Annotated in this window: 15 protein-coding genes; 10 read left to right on the forward strand and 5 right to left on the reverse strand. The window is 51.4% G+C overall.

The features are described from left to right. Positions 1–35: 35 nt before the first annotated feature. Complete coding sequence (gene polA / locus AKG09_RS04570) at positions 36–2,822, reverse strand: DNA polymerase I (protein ID WP_082391788.1); 2,787 nt, start codon at positions 2,820–2,822, stop codon at positions 36–38. 262 nt (positions 2,823–3,084) lie between these two features. After that, positions 3,085–3,282, reverse strand: coding sequence for a CsbD family protein (locus AKG09_RS04575; protein ID WP_054618288.1), 198 nt, complete (start codon positions 3,280–3,282; stop codon positions 3,085–3,087). A gap of 486 nt (positions 3,283–3,768) precedes the next feature. Here AKG09_RS04575 and AKG09_RS11610 point away from each other — a divergent pair, with 486 nt between their 5' ends. Continuing rightward, the gene (locus AKG09_RS11610; protein ID WP_082391791.1) at positions 3,769–3,927 is read left to right on the forward strand and encodes a DUF1328 domain-containing protein; all 159 of its coding nucleotides are present in this window, start codon (positions 3,769–3,771) and stop codon (positions 3,925–3,927) included. A gap of 70 nt (positions 3,928–3,997) precedes the next feature. Here AKG09_RS11610 and AKG09_RS04580 read toward each other — a convergent pair whose 3' ends face one another. After that, positions 3,998–5,461, reverse strand: coding sequence for a DASS family sodium-coupled anion symporter (locus AKG09_RS04580; protein WP_082391794.1), 1,464 nt, complete (start codon positions 5,459–5,461; stop codon positions 3,998–4,000). 143 nt (positions 5,462–5,604) lie between these two features. Here AKG09_RS04580 and AKG09_RS04585 point away from each other — a divergent pair, with 143 nt between their 5' ends. The 8 genes from AKG09_RS04585 (at position 5,605) to carB (ending at position 14,971) form a co-directional block, all read left to right on the forward strand. Next, entirely contained in the window at positions 5,605–6,339 is a 735-nt protein-coding gene (locus AKG09_RS04585; RefSeq protein ID WP_054618289.1) for a dienelactone hydrolase family protein, read from the forward strand. A gap of 72 nt (positions 6,340–6,411) precedes the next feature. Beyond that, complete coding sequence (locus tag AKG09_RS04590; protein WP_054618344.1) at positions 6,412–7,218, forward strand: cation transporter; 807 nt, start codon at positions 6,412–6,414, stop codon at positions 7,216–7,218. Between the two features lie 219 nt (positions 7,219–7,437). Next, positions 7,438–8,088, forward strand: a complete 651-nt coding sequence (gene leuE / locus AKG09_RS04595; protein WP_054618290.1) for a leucine efflux protein LeuE — start codon at positions 7,438–7,440, stop codon at positions 8,086–8,088. Between the two features lie 51 nt (positions 8,089–8,139). After that, positions 8,140–8,982 (forward strand): PhzF family phenazine biosynthesis protein, encoded by an 843-nt coding sequence (locus AKG09_RS04600; RefSeq protein WP_054618291.1) that lies wholly within the window; start codon positions 8,140–8,142, stop codon positions 8,980–8,982. A gap of 25 nt (positions 8,983–9,007) precedes the next feature. After that, a complete protein-coding gene (locus AKG09_RS04605; RefSeq protein WP_054618292.1) occupies positions 9,008–9,616 on the forward strand; it encodes a hypothetical protein in 609 nt (202 codons plus the stop codon). Between the two features lie 326 nt (positions 9,617–9,942). After that, positions 9,943–10,446, forward strand: a complete 504-nt coding sequence (locus tag AKG09_RS04610) for an isoprenylcysteine carboxyl methyltransferase family protein (protein WP_054618293.1) — start codon at positions 9,943–9,945, stop codon at positions 10,444–10,446. Positions 10,447–10,950: 504 nt separating this feature from the next. Next, entirely contained in the window at positions 10,951–11,721 is a 771-nt protein-coding gene (locus AKG09_RS04615) for a hypothetical protein (RefSeq protein ID WP_156320798.1), read from the forward strand. Between the two features lie 40 nt (positions 11,722–11,761). Next, positions 11,762–14,971, forward strand: a complete 3,210-nt coding sequence (carB, locus tag AKG09_RS04620; protein ID WP_054618295.1) for a carbamoyl-phosphate synthase large subunit — start codon at positions 11,762–11,764, stop codon at positions 14,969–14,971. Positions 14,972–15,063: 92 nt separating this feature from the next. On the opposite strand, the gene AKG09_RS04625 is transcribed toward carB, so the two are convergent. Then, complete coding sequence (locus AKG09_RS04625) at positions 15,064–15,666, reverse strand: nitroreductase family protein (RefSeq protein ID WP_054618296.1); 603 nt, start codon at positions 15,664–15,666, stop codon at positions 15,064–15,066. Continuing rightward, complete coding sequence (locus tag AKG09_RS04630; RefSeq protein WP_054618297.1) at positions 15,663–16,529, reverse strand: EamA family transporter; 867 nt, start codon at positions 16,527–16,529, stop codon at positions 15,663–15,665. Before AKG09_RS04630 ends, AKG09_RS04625 begins: the two co-directional genes overlap by 4 nt. A gap of 177 nt (positions 16,530–16,706) precedes the next feature. Here AKG09_RS04630 and AKG09_RS04635 point away from each other — a divergent pair, with 177 nt between their 5' ends. Continuing rightward, the gene (locus AKG09_RS04635) at positions 16,707–17,237 is read left to right on the forward strand and encodes a MarR family winged helix-turn-helix transcriptional regulator (RefSeq protein ID WP_054618298.1); all 531 of its coding nucleotides are present in this window, start codon (positions 16,707–16,709) and stop codon (positions 17,235–17,237) included. Positions 17,238–17,505: the final 268 nt, after the last annotated feature.

A 17,505-nucleotide genomic window follows, 5' to 3' on the forward strand; every position in this document is an offset into this window, starting at 1 on the left:
ATTCTATACTGAAAGAATAATAGGGTCAAATAAACTCAATGTGCCTCTTCCCAATTCTCCCCCACGCCCACTTCGGCCACCAGCGGCACGCCCAGCATGCCTTCTGCCACTCCGGCCATAATCTCGGGCAGTTTTGTTTTCACTAAATCCAACTCCGATTCGGGTACTTCCAGCACCAATTCGTCGTGCACCTGCATGATGAGTTTGCTTTGGAGGCCGTCTGAAACGAGCCAGTTGCGGACGGCGATCATGGCGCGTTTGATGAGGTCGGAGGCTGTGCCTTGCATGGGGGCGTTGATGGCGGCGCGTTCGGCGCCGGCGCGGGCGTTGGCGTTTTTGTTGTGGATGTCGGGCAGGTAGAGGCGGCGGCCGAACAGGGTTTCTACGTAGCCTTGGGCGGCGGCTTGTTCTTTGGTGCGCTGCATGTAGTCGGCCACGCCGGGGTAGCGGGCGAAGTAGCGGTCAATAAAGTTTTTGGCGGAAAGGTTGTCGATGCCCAGTGATTTGGCGAGGCCGTATTGGCCCATGCCGTAGATGAGGCCGAAGTTGATGGTTTTGGCGTAGCGTCGCTGTTCGCTGCTCACGCTCTCTTGTGCGACGCCGAACACTTCGGCGGCGGTGCGGCGGTGGATGTCTTCGCCGTTTTTAAAGGCTTCGATCAGGGTTTTGTCGCCGCTCAAATGCGCCATGATACGCAACTCGATTTGGGAATAGTCGGCGGACACAATCACGCTGCCTGCGGGTGCGGTAAAGGCGCGGCGCACGCGGCGGCCTTCTTCGGTGCGGATGGGGATGTTTTGCAGGTTGGGGTTGTTGCTGGCGAGGCGGCCGGTGATGGCGACGGCTTGGGCGTAGGTGGTATGCACGCGGCCGGTGTGCGGGTTGATCATCTCGGGCAGTTTGTCGGTGTAGGTGGACTTGAGTTTGGCTAGACCACGGTTTTGTAAGATGATTTTGGGCAGCGGGTAGTCGAGCGCGAGTTGCTCGAGCACGGCTTCGTTGGTGGAAATGCCGCCGGACGCGGTTTTTTTCAACCCTTTGGTGGGAATGCCCATTTTGTCGAACAGGATTTCTTGCAGTTGTTTGGGCGAGTTGAGGTTGAAGGGCTGGCCTGCGGCTGCGTAGGCTTGCTGCTCCAGCGCCAGCAGTTGGGTACCGATTTCGTGGCTTTGTTGGGCGAGTTCGTTTTTGTCGATGAGTACGCCGTTACGCTCCATTTCAAACAGCACTTGGGCCACGGGCAGCTCCATGTTTTGATACATTTCAAGCTGTTTTTCGTCCATTTGTGCTTTCAGCCAGCCTTCGATACGCAGGGCAAAATCGGCATCTTGGGCGGCGTATTCGGTGGCTTGTTCGAGGCCGACATCGGCAAACGAAATCTGCTTCGCGCCTTTGCCGCACAGGGATTCGTAGGTAATGGTGGGCAGGCCGAGCCAGCGTTGGGAAAGCTCGTCGAGGCCGTGTCCCAAGTGGCTTTCGATGATGTAGGAAGCGAGCATGGCATCGCCGGCAATGCCGTTCAGGGCAATGCCGTAGTTAGCAAAAATGTGCTGGTCGTATTTGAGGTTTTGGCCGATTTTTTTGAGTTCCGCATTCTCCAAATGGGGTTTCAGACGGCCTAATACGTCTTGCAAATCAAGCTGTTCGGGCGCGGCGGTGGGCGTGTGGCCGAGCGGGATATACACGGCTTCTCCTGCTTTGAAAGCAATGCTGATGCCGACGAGTTGCGCTTCCATCGGATTGAGGCTGGAGGTTTCGGTATCGATGCCGATGGAGTCGGCTTGCGACAATTTGTCCAGCAGGGCGGCGAATTGGCTTTCTGTGGTAACGGCTTGATAATCCAGAGCTTCAGGGGCTTGGGCGATACCGATTTCTTTTTCAGACGGCCTCTCTGCGGCTAATGCGGCCTGTTCGCCGATATGTGCCGCGCCGAACAAATCGCCGTTGCCTTCGTGCATGCGCTCTTCGGCTTCTTTCAGCCAAGTACGGAAGTTGAGGCGTTTGAATTCCACCGCCAGTTGCGACCATTTCGGCGTGGTGCGGCGCAAGCTTTCGAGGCCGTCGTCCATATCGTTGTGCAAATCCACATCGGTTTTGATGGTAACCAGTTGGTAAGACAAGGGCAGCCTCGGCAGCGCGGCTTGCAGGTTTTCGCCGACTTTGCCTTTGATTTCAGCCGCATGGTCGATCACGTTTTGCAGCGTGCCGTATTGCTCCAGCCATTTCGCGGCGGTTTTGGGGCCGCATTTGTCCACGCCGGGCACGTTGTCCACCTTGTCGCCGATTAAGGTCAGATAATCAATGATTTGCTCGGGCCGCACGCCGAATTTGTTTTTCACGCCTTCGATATCGAGCTTTTCGTTGCTCATGGTGTTCACCAGGGTAACGTGCTCGGAAACCAATTGCGCCATGTCTTTATCGCTGGTGGAAATCACCACCTGCCAGCCCGCTTCTTCGCCTTTTTTCGCCAGCGTGCCGATGACATCGTCGGCTTCCACATCGGGCACAACCAGCACCGGCCAGCCCATCAGCCGCACCATTTCCGGCAGCATTTCAGCTTGCGGGCGCAATTCGTCGGGCATTGGCGGGCGCGTGGCTTTGTAGTCGGGATACATTTTGTGGCGGAAGTTGTCGCCCTTGGCATCGAACACCACCGCGCAATAACTGTGCACGTAATCGGCACGAAGGCGGCGCAACATGTTGAGCACGCCGTAAAGCGCGCCGGTGGGCGTGCCGTCGGGTGCGGTAAGCGGCGCCATGGCGTGAAAAGCGCGGTAGAGGTAGGAAGAGCCGTCGACGAGGAGGAGGGTGTGTTGGGTCATGGTAATGCCTGTCTGAAAAATGGATAGATGGTGGAATTATAAGGGATATGGGCGGTGAACTTTATAATCAATGTGAAATTAGAGCCGTAACAGTGCGTTCGGCATACCCGGGCTTGATCCGGGTATGACGGTAAAGCAGGATAATTAAGTATGCCTGTCTGAAAATATAGTTGCGCAGAAATCCGCATTGATCGTTTTCAGGCAGGCATATGTTAAAAAACCCGCTTGATGCGGGTTTTGCTGTGCTGGCTTGTGCCGGAGGTTAATTGCTGTTCATCCAATCGTCCAACTCTTTTTCGGCTTGCTCTTTGGTGTAGCCGTAGCGTTCTTGGATTTTACCGGCAAGCTGGTCGCGTTTGCCTTCGGCAACTTTCCAATCGTCATCGGTTAATTTGCCCCATTTTTCTTTGGCTTTTCCGACAAATTGTTCCCATTTACCTTCGATTTGATCCCAGTTCATATGGATTCCTCTCTTAATCGTTTATTAATGTTGAAAAATAACGCATTGTGCGTAATAAACAGATAGAGCAGGTTCGTTATTTTTCAATGATAATGTTTGGTTATTAACATAATTGATAGGAAAAAAGTATAGAGAACATGCTTTTATATGTGTGTCTTAATATGATTTTTACTGTAAATGCCAAACTGTTAATTTATGGATATTTAGTGATATTTTAAAAAGTTTATTGAAATCATTATGTTATTGTTTAAATGAATTTATATGCATTATATGGAAAGATGTTTATCCACAGATTATTTACATAGTTTGCTGTAAATATTGATTTAATTTGTGAAACTTTATCTAGATTGTAGATTTTTATTAATTTATGTAATTGGTGTGGGCGGGTTAGTGTGTTAGTGTAAGTAGCAATCCGCTGTGTTTGGGAGAAGATGTTGTGGCGGATTGATATAACACACTAAATTTTTTAATAAAAAAGGAAAGAATATGCTACGCTACTCTGTTATATTTTTTGTGATCGCGATTATTGCGGGTGTTTTAGGTTTCGGCGGTATTGCCGGCAGTGCTGCCAGCATTGCGAAAATTCTGTTTGTCGGCTTTTTGATTTTGGCTGTGTTGTCGCTGATTTTCGGTCGTAAGCGATAAAAAACGGTATTTCAATAAAATAATGCCTGTCTGAATCGGTTTTCAGACAGGCATTATTGTTTAGGAGGTATTACCAATGGCCGAGCATTTTCCACCAAATGCCGCCGATAAGCACAAACACGATAACGTTGACCACGCTCATGATAAAGCCCGCTTTCCACCATTCGTTTAAGGTGGTATAGCCGGAACCGAAAATCACAGGTGATGTGCCGGTGGCGTAGTGGGTGAGCGTCATCATAATGTTGGAAGCGGCCGCCATTAAGAGGGCAAACAGCATAGGCGGCGCGCCCAATGAGATACCCGCAGCGTAGAACGCGCCGAACATGGCGGTGATGTGGGCGGTGGTGCTGGCAAACATATAATGCGCATAAAGATAAGCCAGCATCAGCAGGGCGGATGCGCCGATCCAGCCTAAACCCAAATGGGAAATGCCGTCTTCCAGCGTGCCGGAAAACCAGGCGATTAAGCCGAGTTTGTTGAGGAAGGTGGCCATCATCACCAAAGCGGCAAACCAAGTGACCGTATCCCACGCGCCTTTTTCTTTCAGCACGTCATCCCAAGTAAGCACGCCGGTGAGCAGCAGCAACACCAAGCCGATAAATGCCGTGGCCGTGGCATCTACCGCGAACGCTTTGCCAAAAATCATGGCGGGAACGCCGGCCCAAAGCAGCAATACGGCAAACACGCCCAGCATGATTTTTTCCGCGCCGCTCATCGGCCCCAGTTTGGCCAATTCTTCTTTGGCAAACTGCGCTGCATTCGGCGTGTTTTTGATTTCGGGCGGGAAGATGAAATAAAGCACCAACGGCATCAACGCAATCGCAGCCAAACCGGGCAGCAGCATGGCCAGTGCCCAAGTTCCCCAAGTAAGATGGATTTCGGAGCCTGTGGCATCGGCCACCAGATTCACCACCAGCGGGTTGGGCGCAGTGGCGGTGATAAACATGGCCGAGGTAATCGGGTTGCTGTGGTAATTGACCAGCGCCAGATATTTACCCATACGGCTTTGCGTGCCTTTTTCGGGGTCGGAATCGTAGCTACTGGCAATCGCTTTCATAATCGGGTGGATAATGCCGCCGCCGCGCGCCGTGTTGCTCGGCGTAACCGGCGCAATCAGTAGCTCGGAAAATGCCAAACTATATCCGATGCCCAGCGTTTTTTTACCGAACACGGAAATAAACAGATAGCCGATGCGCGCGCCCAAACCGGTTTTCAGGATGCCGCGGGAAATCATGATCGACACGCCGATCAGCCAAATCAGGGGGCTGGCAAAGCTGCTTAATGCGTCTTTCATGGCATTGTCAGGTTTTTCCGCGGTAACGCCGGTTACCGCCACCAGCATAATCGCCAGCATGGCCAGCGCGCCGATGGGCATGGCTTTGCCGATAATTGCCGCGATGATGCCCACAAACATCGCCAGCAGATGCCAGGCTTGCGGCGCAACCCCTGCGGGTACGGGAATCAGAAACCAAATGACCAGGGCGATTGCCAGTGCAACCGCAGCAGGTATCGGCTTAAAACCCAATTTATCCATACCGGATACTCCTTGATGATTATTGTATAAAAATAAGAAACGATTCTAACGCTATTTTATTGCCGGAAAAATGATATGGCACAAATAAAATAATTCAGTTATCCTCAAACCCCTGTCTGAAAAATTAACAAAGGAGAAAAAGCATGACAATTCAAACCCGTACCCTAAGCTACACCGATTCGCAAGGCGTCACCCTCAAAAGCCATCTCTGTCTGCCCAAGCAAGCTGTAGACGGCCTTTCCGGCGTGTTGGTAGCGCCGGAATGGTGGGGCTTGAGTGAACACGTCAAACGCAGCGCCGAGCGTTTGGCCGAAGCCGGCTACGCGGCGCTGGCGATCGATTTATACGGCGATGCACTGCTCACCGACAAAGCAGACGTAGCCAACCAAAACATGACTTATCTGCTTGAACACCCCGAAATCCTTAACGATCGCACCGACCTTGCGCTGACCCAACTGCAAAACCTGCCCGAAGTGGCGCAAATAAATGTGGGCGCCGTCGGCTTCTGCTTCGGCGGCAAAGTGGTGCTGGATATGGCGCGCCGCGGCCTGCCGCTCAAGGCCGTAACCAGTTTCCACGGCATCCTCACGCCCGCCGTGCTTGCGCTTGAAGGCATGGTGAAGGGCGAAATCCTGGTGCAGCACGGCGAGGCCGACACGCTCACCACTATGGACGACGTGGCCGCGTTCCGTAAAGAAATGGATGATGCCAAAGTGGTTTACCATATCGACGTGTTCCCCGGCGTGAAACACGGTTTCACCAATCCGCAAGCCACCGAAAACGGCGAGAAAAACCATGTCGATTTTCTCGACTACAATGCCGAGGCCGCCGAAACCAGCTGGCGCAATATGCTGGGTTTTTTAGAGCGCCATTTATAAACACACCGAGTATGACGAACGTACTATTTTTTAAGTTGATTCACTATCACACAAAGGCAGGATTTCGACATGATGCAAAAAACCGTTTTCAATATCGCCAAAATGGACTGCCCCTCGGAAGAGCAGATGATCCGGATGAAATTGGCCGGGTGTCGCAGCATACATGCGTTGGATTTCGACATTCCCGGCCGGCGGCTCACGGTGTATCACGAAGGCGGCCATGAAGCCGTTTTCAAACAGCTCGACAGCCTGAAGTTCGACACCACCCTGATCGGCAGCGAAGCCGTAGACACAATAGAGCAGGGCGCCGCTGCGCAAGGGCGGGGCGAAGCGGAACGCGCATTGTTGTGGCAAGTGCTGGCGATTAACCTCTTTTTCTTTTTTCTGGAAGCCGTAAGCGGCGTGTTGGCCGGTTCGATGGGTTTGCTGGCCGACAGCTTGGACATGCTCGCCGACAGCGCCGTGTATGCGCTCGCCCTGCTGGCCGTGGGCGGCACCGTGCAGCGCAAGAAAAAAACCGCATTTTCAGCCGGCGTATTCCAGCTGGTGTTGGCGCTGTGGGGCTTTGCCGAAGTGGTGAAACGCTTTATCGGCTGGGAGCGCGTGCCCGATTTCAAAACCATGATTGCCGTTTCCCTGCTCGCGCTGGCGGGTAATGCTTTGTGCCTTTACCTGCTGCAAAAAAGCAAAAGCCGCGAAGCGCATATGCAGGCCAGCATGATTTTCACGTCGAACGACATTATCGTGAACTTGGGCGTGATAGCCGCCGGCGCGTTCACGCTGTGGACGCATTCCAAATATCCTGATTTGATAGTGGGCACAATCGTATTCGTGTTGGTGGGCTCGGGCGCGTGGAAGATTTTGAAATTGGCGCGTTAGGGTTGGATTGTTGCGATACACATGCCTGTCTGAAAGAATGTTTTCAGACAGGCATATTGGCCACCGTAGGTAGGATTCTTGAATCCGACAAATCTGCTGCGTCCGTCTCATTCTCGAATCCGATAAATTTCCAGCAACATTTCCGTCTACCGCAAGGCCGGCCATCCGTTATAAAATGCCAAGCCCTTTATCCGCAAACCCAATGCCTGTCTGAAAACCATGCTCGGCACCATCAATCTCACCACCTACATTATCGGCACGGTCGCCGTGATTTTATTGCCCGGCCCCAATTCCATGTTTTGCCTTTCCATGGCGGCGCAGCACGGCGTAAAAGCGGCTTACCGCGCCATCGCAGGCATTATTCTGGGCGATTCCTTCCTGATACTCGCCACCGTTTTGGGCGCGGGCACATTATTAAAACTCTACCCGCCGCTGTTTCACGGCCTCAAGCTGGTGGGCGGGCTGTATCTGGCCTATATCGGCTTCAACTTGCTGCGCGGCGCTGTAAGAAAATGGCAGCTTGATCCGTCTAAATTTCCAACCGGCTCCGAAGCCGCCGCCGGACCCGCGCCCCACATTTTCAAACGCGCCTTGCTGCTGAGCCTGACCAACCCGAAAGCCATATTGTTTTTCCTCTCGTTTTTCGTGCAGTTCGTCGACCCCGCTTACCCGCACCCCGCGCTTTCGTTTCTCGTGTTGGCGCTGATTTTGCAGGCCACCAGTTTTATTTATCTCAACATGCTGGTGTTCGCCGGACACAATATGACGCGCCTCTTTCGGCGGCACCATAAACTATCCGCCGCCGCCATGGGCGCCGTAGGGCTGATGTTCGCCGCGTTTGCCGTGAGAATGTGGATGGCCGCGATATAAAGCGGGCACGCGGAATGCCTGCCTGAACATTTCAAATTTAAGGAGCAAACCATGCGCGAATATGAATTTGTTTTGGTCAACGTGTTTGCCGAAACCCATTTCGGCGGCAACCCGCTGGCTGTCTTTCCCCAAGCCGAAGGACTGGACGACGAGGCCATGCAGCAGATTGCGCGCCAGTTTAATTTAAGTGAAACCGCGTTTGCCTTCCCCTCGGAATCCGCCGCCGCCGACCTGCGGATTTTCACGCCCGCACACGAGCTGCCGCTGGCCGGCCATCCCATCCTCGGCAGCGCATACGTGTTGCAGCAACGGCAAGGCCTGTCTGAAAGCTTTGTGCTCAACACCCGCGCCAAGCCCGTTTGCCTGAGCGGCTCAAACAACACGATGACCCTGAAAATCAGCGGTTACACCTGCCGCCCTTCAAGCGCTTCCCGTGTGGAATTGGCCGAAGCCGCAGGCATTCCCGAGGCGCAAATCGCCGAACACGCTTACTGGCTGGATAGCGGTTCGCCGCAACTTTTGCTGCAAGTTTCTACCGTCGCCGCGCTGGAAAACGCACGCATCGATTACGCCAAGCTTAATGCCGTTTGCCGTGCCGATTCGGGGCGCACCATGATTTACCTGTGGCACGAACAAGGCGACACCGTTCAGGCGCGGATGTTTTACGCACAAAACGGTGCCGTTTTAGAAGACAGCGGCACCGGATCAGCCTGTGCCAACCTCGGCGCCTATTATCTTTCGCGCGGCACTTTCCCGCTCAAACGCAGCGTGCGGCAGGGCGACCAAACCGGCCGTCCCAACCGCCTTAGCTTGCGTGTGGACGAAGCCGAAAATATCTATGTGGGCGGGCGTGTAGTGGAAGTCGGGCGCGGTGTGTTCACGCTGCCGCGTTGAGTGCCGGCAGAATTGGGTTGAAGTTATGCAGAAATTCATTTGTTTTATGATAAATATAAATAAACTGTCTAATTTTTGTGCAAGAAAATTTATATCTTTTCTGGAAAAACGGATAGATCGGATTAATAAACAGCAGAAAAATAATGCAAAATTTGTAAAATATCCTATTACTTTTTTCGTTGTAATATTATTTTCTTTCATTTTTTTTGTTGGGTTATTTTTAGACTTTTGGATAGGTAATATTAATAAGTCTAGGTTGGATACTTTTATTGTCGTAGCAAGCTTAATAAGTTTAGTTATAAATAATATATCCAAGTTGTATGAAACAGAGTTTTTTGATGATTATATTGTACATGTATTGAAATATATGGCAGGAGGAGTTTTGTATGGGTTTGTTGTTGGGGCAAGTATATTTTTAGTTGTTATCGCAACCCTTGCTATTGTTCAACCATCATATTTGCCACAATTTAATACTACTTTTTTTCTTTCAATTGTAATTACTGCTGGAATTTTATTTTTGGTAGCTTTTACCTTTTTGTTTTTGAGTGAAATTCTTCTTAATAAAAGAAATTTGTTTTACGCGATATGGTGGATATTTATTCTGGTTTTGTATTTGATAAAGATTTACACTTAAAGAAGCAGTCGCAGGTTGAGAAGGAATTCCAATAAATAATGGAAATCATGGAGATGTTGGGTTTGCAATCCAACCTACGCTGGCTTTATGAAAATTCAGACGGCCTGAACCAAAAATCGGTAGGTTGTATACCAACGGCACGCACGTGGCGATTGGTTTGCATAAGAAATCAACAACGCGTGCGTGGCTGCGCCACACACTCTACACGCAGGCTACGCTGGGCTGCCGCTTTAGTCGCATGAGCCCAACCCGAGTATGGCATCCGATTGATTCAACAATGCCTGTCTGAAAACAAAACACTTCACAAACATAAGGAAACCGCTTCGATGATCTCCCTGATTTTCATCCTGTTTTTCGCCATCCGCCTCGTATCCCTTTCCATTTCCATCCGCAACGAGAAGCGCCTGATCGCCGAAGGTGCCAAGCAGTTCGGCGAGAAAAATTCCAAGCTGCTCGCCGCCGCACATATCGCCTATTACTTCGCCGCTCTGGCCGAATCCCACATCCGCGGCGTGCAGTTTGATGCCGTTTCCACCGCCGGCACCGCCGTTACCGCTTTCGCCCTCGTCATGCTGTTTTACGTGATCCGCGAGCTCGGCGAAATCTGGACGCTGAAAATCTACATCCACCCACGGCACACCATCAACCGCTCCTGGCTTTTCCGCCATGTGCGCCATCCCAATTATTTTCTCAACGTCATCCCCGAACTTATCGGCATCGGTCTGCTCTGCCACGCTTGGACCACCATGACTATCGGCCTGCCCGTTTACTTCGTGATTCTCGCCATCCGCATCCGACAAGAACACGAAGCCATGCGCCATCTATGGTAAGCTGCGCATTTGAAAACATTTTTGATCCAAGCATAATCAAGTGCCGTTAAATATCGTATAATCCCGCCTGGCCGGATAAAAAACCACTCAGGCAGAAAAAAACAAGCGCATAACATAAGGCTGTCTGACAATCAGACGGCCTTTTTATAAGATAAACGCAGTGTGTGGATGTGCGAGGAAAAGCCTAGCACGATTGAGTTTTCAGACAGGCATTGATTGGTAGGGTGTGCGCCAACGGTACGCACGCGGTCGCTGAGGCCTGCGGTACAAATAAAAAACGCGTACTTCAGATTGCTCTGATGTAGGTCGGATTCTTGAATCCGACAGATAGGGAAATGTGCTGTAAGGAAAAATAGTTCAGACGGCCTCAAATGGTTTGTCGGATACGAGTATCCGACCTACGCTTGCTGAAACAATTTCAGACGGCATTGTCTGAAAACCGGTAGGGTGTGTGCCAACGGCACGCACGCGGTGGTTAACATTTTTAGTAAGAATGAAAAACGCGTGCGTGGCTATGCCATACACTCTGCACGCAGGCTGCGCTTGCTGCGTTGCTTGGTTGCCATTATTGAAGAATTTATTTGTACAAAGGAATTTAGTATGTTAATACAACAACTTCACTGGTGGGAAAAAACTGTTGAATATAAATTTATTGCATGGTCTAAATTGAAATTTGATGCTATCCCATTAGATGGGAATTTAGAGCAAGCAGGTGATGCTCTTTTTTCAAATGAAAACAATGAGTTTTTTTTAATTGAATTCAAAAAGAAGAAAGACAAAAAGCATATTGAAAAAGAATTAATTAAATTTGATGATTATAATGTCGCATTAACAAAAATTAAAAATCATAAATTCAATAGATGCCATTTTGTTGTTTATGGTGGTATTTTTACGAATATTGAAACAAAAGAAAAACTAGGTTTTGGCCTAGCATTTGAGCATTATATTGATTTTATTGCTTCAGAAAATAAGAAGATATTAGGAAGTTCATATTACGATGAATATAAATTTTTTGAAAAATATGCAATAAAGTCAAAAGATTTCTTTGAATATCTTAAATTTTTCTGTTCCCTTAAAAAAGGGAAAGATTCATATAGTTCATCTAGGTCTCCATTTGCTAATGCATTAGCTGTAACAAAAGATGGCATTGCTGTTTCATTAAATGAATTAATCAGTACATCTCCAAAGTTACAAATGGCTTTAAATGTTCCAGAGCCAACCATTCAACCCGAGAAGCCAACGATAGAAAGAACAATAGATGGCCCAAGTTGGTAAATTATTTAATCCGAATATTCTAGTGTTGTGAGTAAAAATTATGCCCAAACGTACCGACCTAAAATCCATCCTTATCATCGGCGCCGGCCCCATTGTGATCGGCCAGGCCTGCGAGTTCGACTATTCCGGCGCGCAAGCGTGTAAGGCTTTGCGCGAGGAAGGCTATAAAGTCATTCTCGTCAATTCCAACCCCGCCACGATTATGACCGACCCTGAAATGGCCGATGTTACCTATATCGAGCCGATTATGTGGCAGACGGTGGAAAAGATTATCGCCAAAGAGCGCCCCGATGCGGTGTTGCCGACCATGGGCGGCCAAACGGCGTTGAACTGCGCGCTGGATTTGGCGCGCAACGGTGTGCTGGCGAAATATAACGTTGAGCTGATCGGCGCCACCGAAGACGCGATTGATAAAGCGGAAGACCGCGGCCGCTTTAAAGAGGCGATGGAAAAAATCGGCCTGCATTGCCCGAAATCTTTTGTGTGCCACACCATGAACGAAGCGCTGGCGGCGCAGGAGCAGGTGGGCTTTCCCACGCTGATCCGTCCGTCTTTCACCATGGGCGGTTCGGGTGGCGGCATTGCCTACAATAAAGACGAGTTTTTGGCGATTTGCGAACGCGGTTTCGATGCGTCGCCCACGCATGAGTTGTTGATTGAACAGTCGGTACTCGGTTGGAAAGAGTACGAAATGGAGGTGGTGCGCGATAAAAACGACAACTGCATCATCATCTGTTCGATTGAAAACTTCGACCCGATGGGCGTGCATACCGGCGACTCGATTACGGTTGCGCCCGCGCAAACGCTTACCGACAAAGAATACCAAATCATGCGTAATGCTTCGCTGGCGGTGCTGCGCGAAATCGGCGTGGACACGGGCGGCTCGAACGTGCAGTTTGCCATCAACCCTGAAAACGGTGAGATGATTGTGATTGAGATGAACCCGCGCGTGAGCCGTTCTTCGGCGCTGGCTTCCAAGGCCACGGGCTTCCCGATTGCGAAAGTGGCCGCGAAACTGGCGGTGGGCTTCACGTTGGACGAACTGCGCAACGACATCACCGGCGGCCGCACGCCTGCGTCTTTCGAGCCTTCGATTGATTATGTGGTAACGAAAATCCCGCGTTTTGCGTTTGAAAAATTCCCCGCTGCCGACGACCGCCTGACCACGCAAATGAAATCGGTGGGCGAAGTGATGGCGATGGGCCGCACGATTCAGGAGTCGATGCAAAAAGCCCTGCGCGGTTTGGAAACCGGTTTGTGCGGCTTCAACCCGCGCACCGACGATAAAAACGTGATCCGCCGCGAGCTGGCCAACCCCGGCCCCGAGCGCATTCTGTATGTGGCCGATGCTTTCCGCGCCGGTTTCAGCAAGGAAGAAATCCACGAAATTTGCGCGATTGATCCGTGGTTCTTGGCGCAGATTGAAGACCTTATTCAGGAAGAGCAAAAGGTTTCAGACGGCCGTTTGAACGATTTGGACTTTGCCACGCTGCGCCGCTTGAAACGCAAAGGTTTTTCAGACAAGCGTTTGGCGCAATTGTTAGGCCTGTCTGAAAAAGAAGTGCGCGAACACCGCTACGGCCTGAATCTGCACCCCGTGTACAAGCGCGTGGATACTTGCGCGGCGGAGTTCCAATCCGACACGGCGTATCTCTATTCCACTTATGAAGAAGAGTGCGAAGCAAGGCCGTCTGAAAAACGCAAAGTGATGATTCTCGGCGGCGGCCCCAACCGTATCGGCCAAGGTATCGAGTTCGACTATTGCTGCGTACACGCCGCACTGGCGCTGCGCGAATCGGGTTTTGAAACCATTATGGTGAACTGCAACCCCGAAACCGTATCCACCGACTTCGACACTTCCGACCGCCTCTACTTCGAGCCGCTCACGCTGGAAGACGTGCTGGAAATCGTGCGCACCGAAAACCCGTGGGGCGTGATTGTGCATTACGGCGGCCAAACCCCGCTGAAACTCGCCAACGCGCTGGTGGAAAACGGCGTGAACATCATCGGCACGTCGGCCGATTCGATTGACGCTGCCGAAGACCGCGAACGCTTCCAAAAAGTGCTCAACGACCTCGGCCTGCGCCAACCGCCCAACCGCACCGCGCGCAACGAAGAAGAAGCACTGGTGCTGGCCGAAGAAATCGGCTATCCGCTGGTGGTGCGCCCGTCTTATGTATTGGGCGGCCGCGCCATGCAGGTGGTGCATACGCAAGAGCAGCTCAAAACCTATATGCGCGAAGCCGTGCAGGTTTCCGAAGACAGCCCCGTACTGCTCGATTTCTTCCTGAACAACGCGATTGAAGTGGACGTGGATTGCGTTTCAGACGGCAAAGACATCGTCATCGGCGGCATTATGCAGCACATCGAGCAGGCCGGTATCCACTCGGGCGACTCAGGCTGCTCGCTGCCGCCATACTCGCTCTCTGAAGAGATTCAAGAAGAAATCCGCCGCCAAACCAAAGCCATGGCTTATGCGTTGAATGTGGTCGGCCTGATGAACGTGCAGTTTGCCGTGCAAGACGGTGTGGTGTTCGTGCTGGAAGTGAACCCGCGCGCCTCGCGTACCGTGCCGTTCGTTTCCAAAGCCACTTCCGTGCCGCTGGCCAAAGTGGGCGCGCGTGCAATGGCGGGCATCAGCCTGAAAGAGCAAGGCGTTGAAAAAGAAGTGATTCCGGATTTCTACGCCGTGAAAGAGGCCGTGTTCCCGTTCATCAAATTCCCCGGCGTGGACACCATTCTCGGCCCGGAAATGCGCTCCACCGGCGAAGTGATGGGTGTGGGCGAAACCTTCTCCGAAGCCTACCTGAAAGCCCAACTGGGCGCGGGCGAACGTATGCCGGCGGTGGGCAAAGTGTTTATCGCCGTGCGCGACGAAGACAAACCGCTGGTGGTGCAAACCGCGAAAAACTTCCAATCGCTCGGCTACGGCGTGTGCGCTACCCGCGGCACCGCAGCCTACCTGAAAGAACACGGCGTAAACGTGCAGGTGGTCAACAAAGTATTGGAAGGCCGCCCGCATATTGTCGATGCCATTAAAAACGGCGAAATCGCGCTGGTGGTCAACACCGTGATCAGCGACCCGCAAGCCGTGGCCGACAGCCACAGCATCCGCCGCAGCGCGCTCACCCAGCGCGTGCCGCAATACACCACCATTGCCGGCGGCGAAGCCATGAGCGAAGGCGTGAAGAGCCTCAACGCCATGGGCGTGTACAGCGTGCAGGAGCTGCATGCGAGGCTGAAGAAATAAGCAGTTTTGAATGGAAATGCCTGTCTGAAAAAATGTTTCAGACAGGCATTTGTTATTGTAGTTATTAAAATTCAGTTTATTTGCTATATGTATCAAATTACCGCCCACTCAGCTTGAGCACGAATTTTCTGTTTTTGCCGGCCGTCTGTTTTCCCGATGGCCACTAGTAATACGGGTAACAGGTTTTCAGACAGGCCTGCGGTTTGACGCACGGCTTCGGTGTCGAAACCACTCATCGGACAGCTCGCCCAGCCTTGTTCTTGGGCAGCCAGCATCAGAGTCATAGCGGCGAGTGAGGCGCTGCGTATGGCTTCGTCTCGCTGGGCTTGCGGGTTATTGTGAAAGGCGGAATGTGCGGCGGAAACCCAGTTTTGCGCCGTGTCATTGTCGATGATGCCTGCCTGAACAGAGGCTTGCAATTTTTCGTTTAAATCCTGATGGCCTGTGAGCTTGCCGCTGATCACAATGACCGCGGCGGCCTGCATAATTTTATGCTGGCTAAAAGCAGCATGGTATAAAGCTTGTTTGGCTTTTTCTGAGCAGACGGCAGTGAAATGCCAGTTTTGCAGATGATAAGCAGAAGGCGCATGGCAGGCAGCTTTGATCAGGTAGTGCAATTCGGGTTCACTGATATGGCTGTCTGAAAAACCATAGGCCGAAACACGCTGTTGTAATAATTGAAAAAACGGGGTCATGCAGATTCCTTTGAGTTTTGGAGCGCGCGTTGTACGCCGAAGATGGAAAATAAGGCCAAGGTTAATCCGATCATGGATTGAACATTCAGGCTTTGCCCCAAAAACAGCCAGCCGAGCAGAAATGCCGCAATCGGGCTGAGCAGGCCGAGGGCGGACACCACGGCAGAGGGCAGTTTGTTGAGGCCATAGAAAAACAAAACATAAGCCAATACGGTTCCGAGCAGACAGAGGTAAACATAGCCGCCTATATTGGCTGCGCTCAATGCCGGAAGCGGTGGTTCGAGCCATAATGCCACGGGTAGGAGGCACAAGCCGCCAAGAAGCAATTGCCAGCCGGTGAAGGCCAATATGGAAAGGCCGAACCGCCAATGTTTCGAGAAAAAAATCCCGATAGCCATCGAAGCTGCGCCAAGCAGGGCGCTGGCGATGCCAATCGGGTCGAACCGGATTTGTGGGGAATATACAAGCAACATTATGCCCGCCACACCTAAAATAGCGGAAAACCAAGCGGTTTTAGGCGGTTTGCTTTTGCCGACCAGCCAAACCAGCAGCAAAACCATCAAAGTTTGCGTGGAAGTGAGAATGGCAGCCAGGCCGCCCGGCAGCCGGTAAGCGGAAACGAACAGCATGGCTTGGAAAAAGCCGATATTAAACACAGCCAGCAAAAATACTTTGCCGATTTCATGCTTTTCCGGCCATTCGCGTTTCCACAAAAGCAGCAGCAAGCCGGCCGGCAGCGTGCGCAGCAAAGCGGCGGTAAATGGCCGGTCGGGCGGCAGAAATTCGGTGGTCACTAAATAAGTGGAGCCCCAGATCAGCGGCGCGAGCGCGGTGATGAGGATAAGTGGAAAACGGTTGTGCATGAAATTACCTTGAATTCAAGATAAACGGATTGTGATGATATTTTATCTTGAAGTCAAGGTAAAATATTGGGCGTGAAATCTCAAGATGCCGTTCCGGTAATGGGGCGGCACGCAAAATTTTTTTCAGACAGGCATCAAAGGCCGGGCGGCAACAACGGCATTCTTTAAGGGTAAACGATGGATACAGACACACAGAAAACGCAGCAAGATGCGGTTCACCTGATTGTGGCGCAGTGGCAGCGGGAAATGCCTGCGCTGGCGGCGGAGAATATGGCTTTAATCGGGCGTTTGAAGCGTTGCGCCGCTTTGGTTCAGCCTGAGTTGGACGGCGTGTTTGCCGAATACGGTTTAAGCGGCGGCGGATTTGACGTGTTGGCTACGCTGCGCCGTGCGGGCAGCCCGTACAGCCTCACGCCGACCGAGCTGTTTGCCTCGCTGATGGTAACATCAGGCACCATGACCACGCGCCTGAAAAATCTGGAGGCGCAGGGTTTGATCCGGCGTCTGCCGAATCCCGAAGATGCACGTAGCATGCTGGTGCAGCTTACCGAAAGCGGTAAGGCTTTGATCGAGGAAGCGGTGGTCAAGCATGTGGAAAACGAGCAAAGATTGCTGGCTGATGTGCCGCAGCAGATACAGCGCCAACTGAACGAGGGATTGGCCGCGCTTTTGCAGGTTTGGGAAAAGCAAAAGACAAGCAGTAAATAAGCTTGGTTTGTATCAGAGCACAAGTATGCCTGTCTGAAAAGTTTTGGCTTCGCAGAAACTTTTCAGACAGGCATTGTTGCTTGGATCGGCCTAAACAATTTATGCGTAACGCAATAATCCGGATTGAATGGTTTTTTCTTTAAATGACTTAAAAAAGCTTTTTTGTTTCAGATTTGCCAAAAAGCTTGATGGATTGTTTTTTAACTAATCGTTTGATTGGAATAAAAAATTATAAAACAAATTATAAAAGTTAAAATATTTCATAAAA

The organism is Neisseria sp. 83E34, assembly GCF_001308015.1.
GTDB lineage: Bacteria > Pseudomonadota > Gammaproteobacteria > Burkholderiales > Neisseriaceae > Neisseria.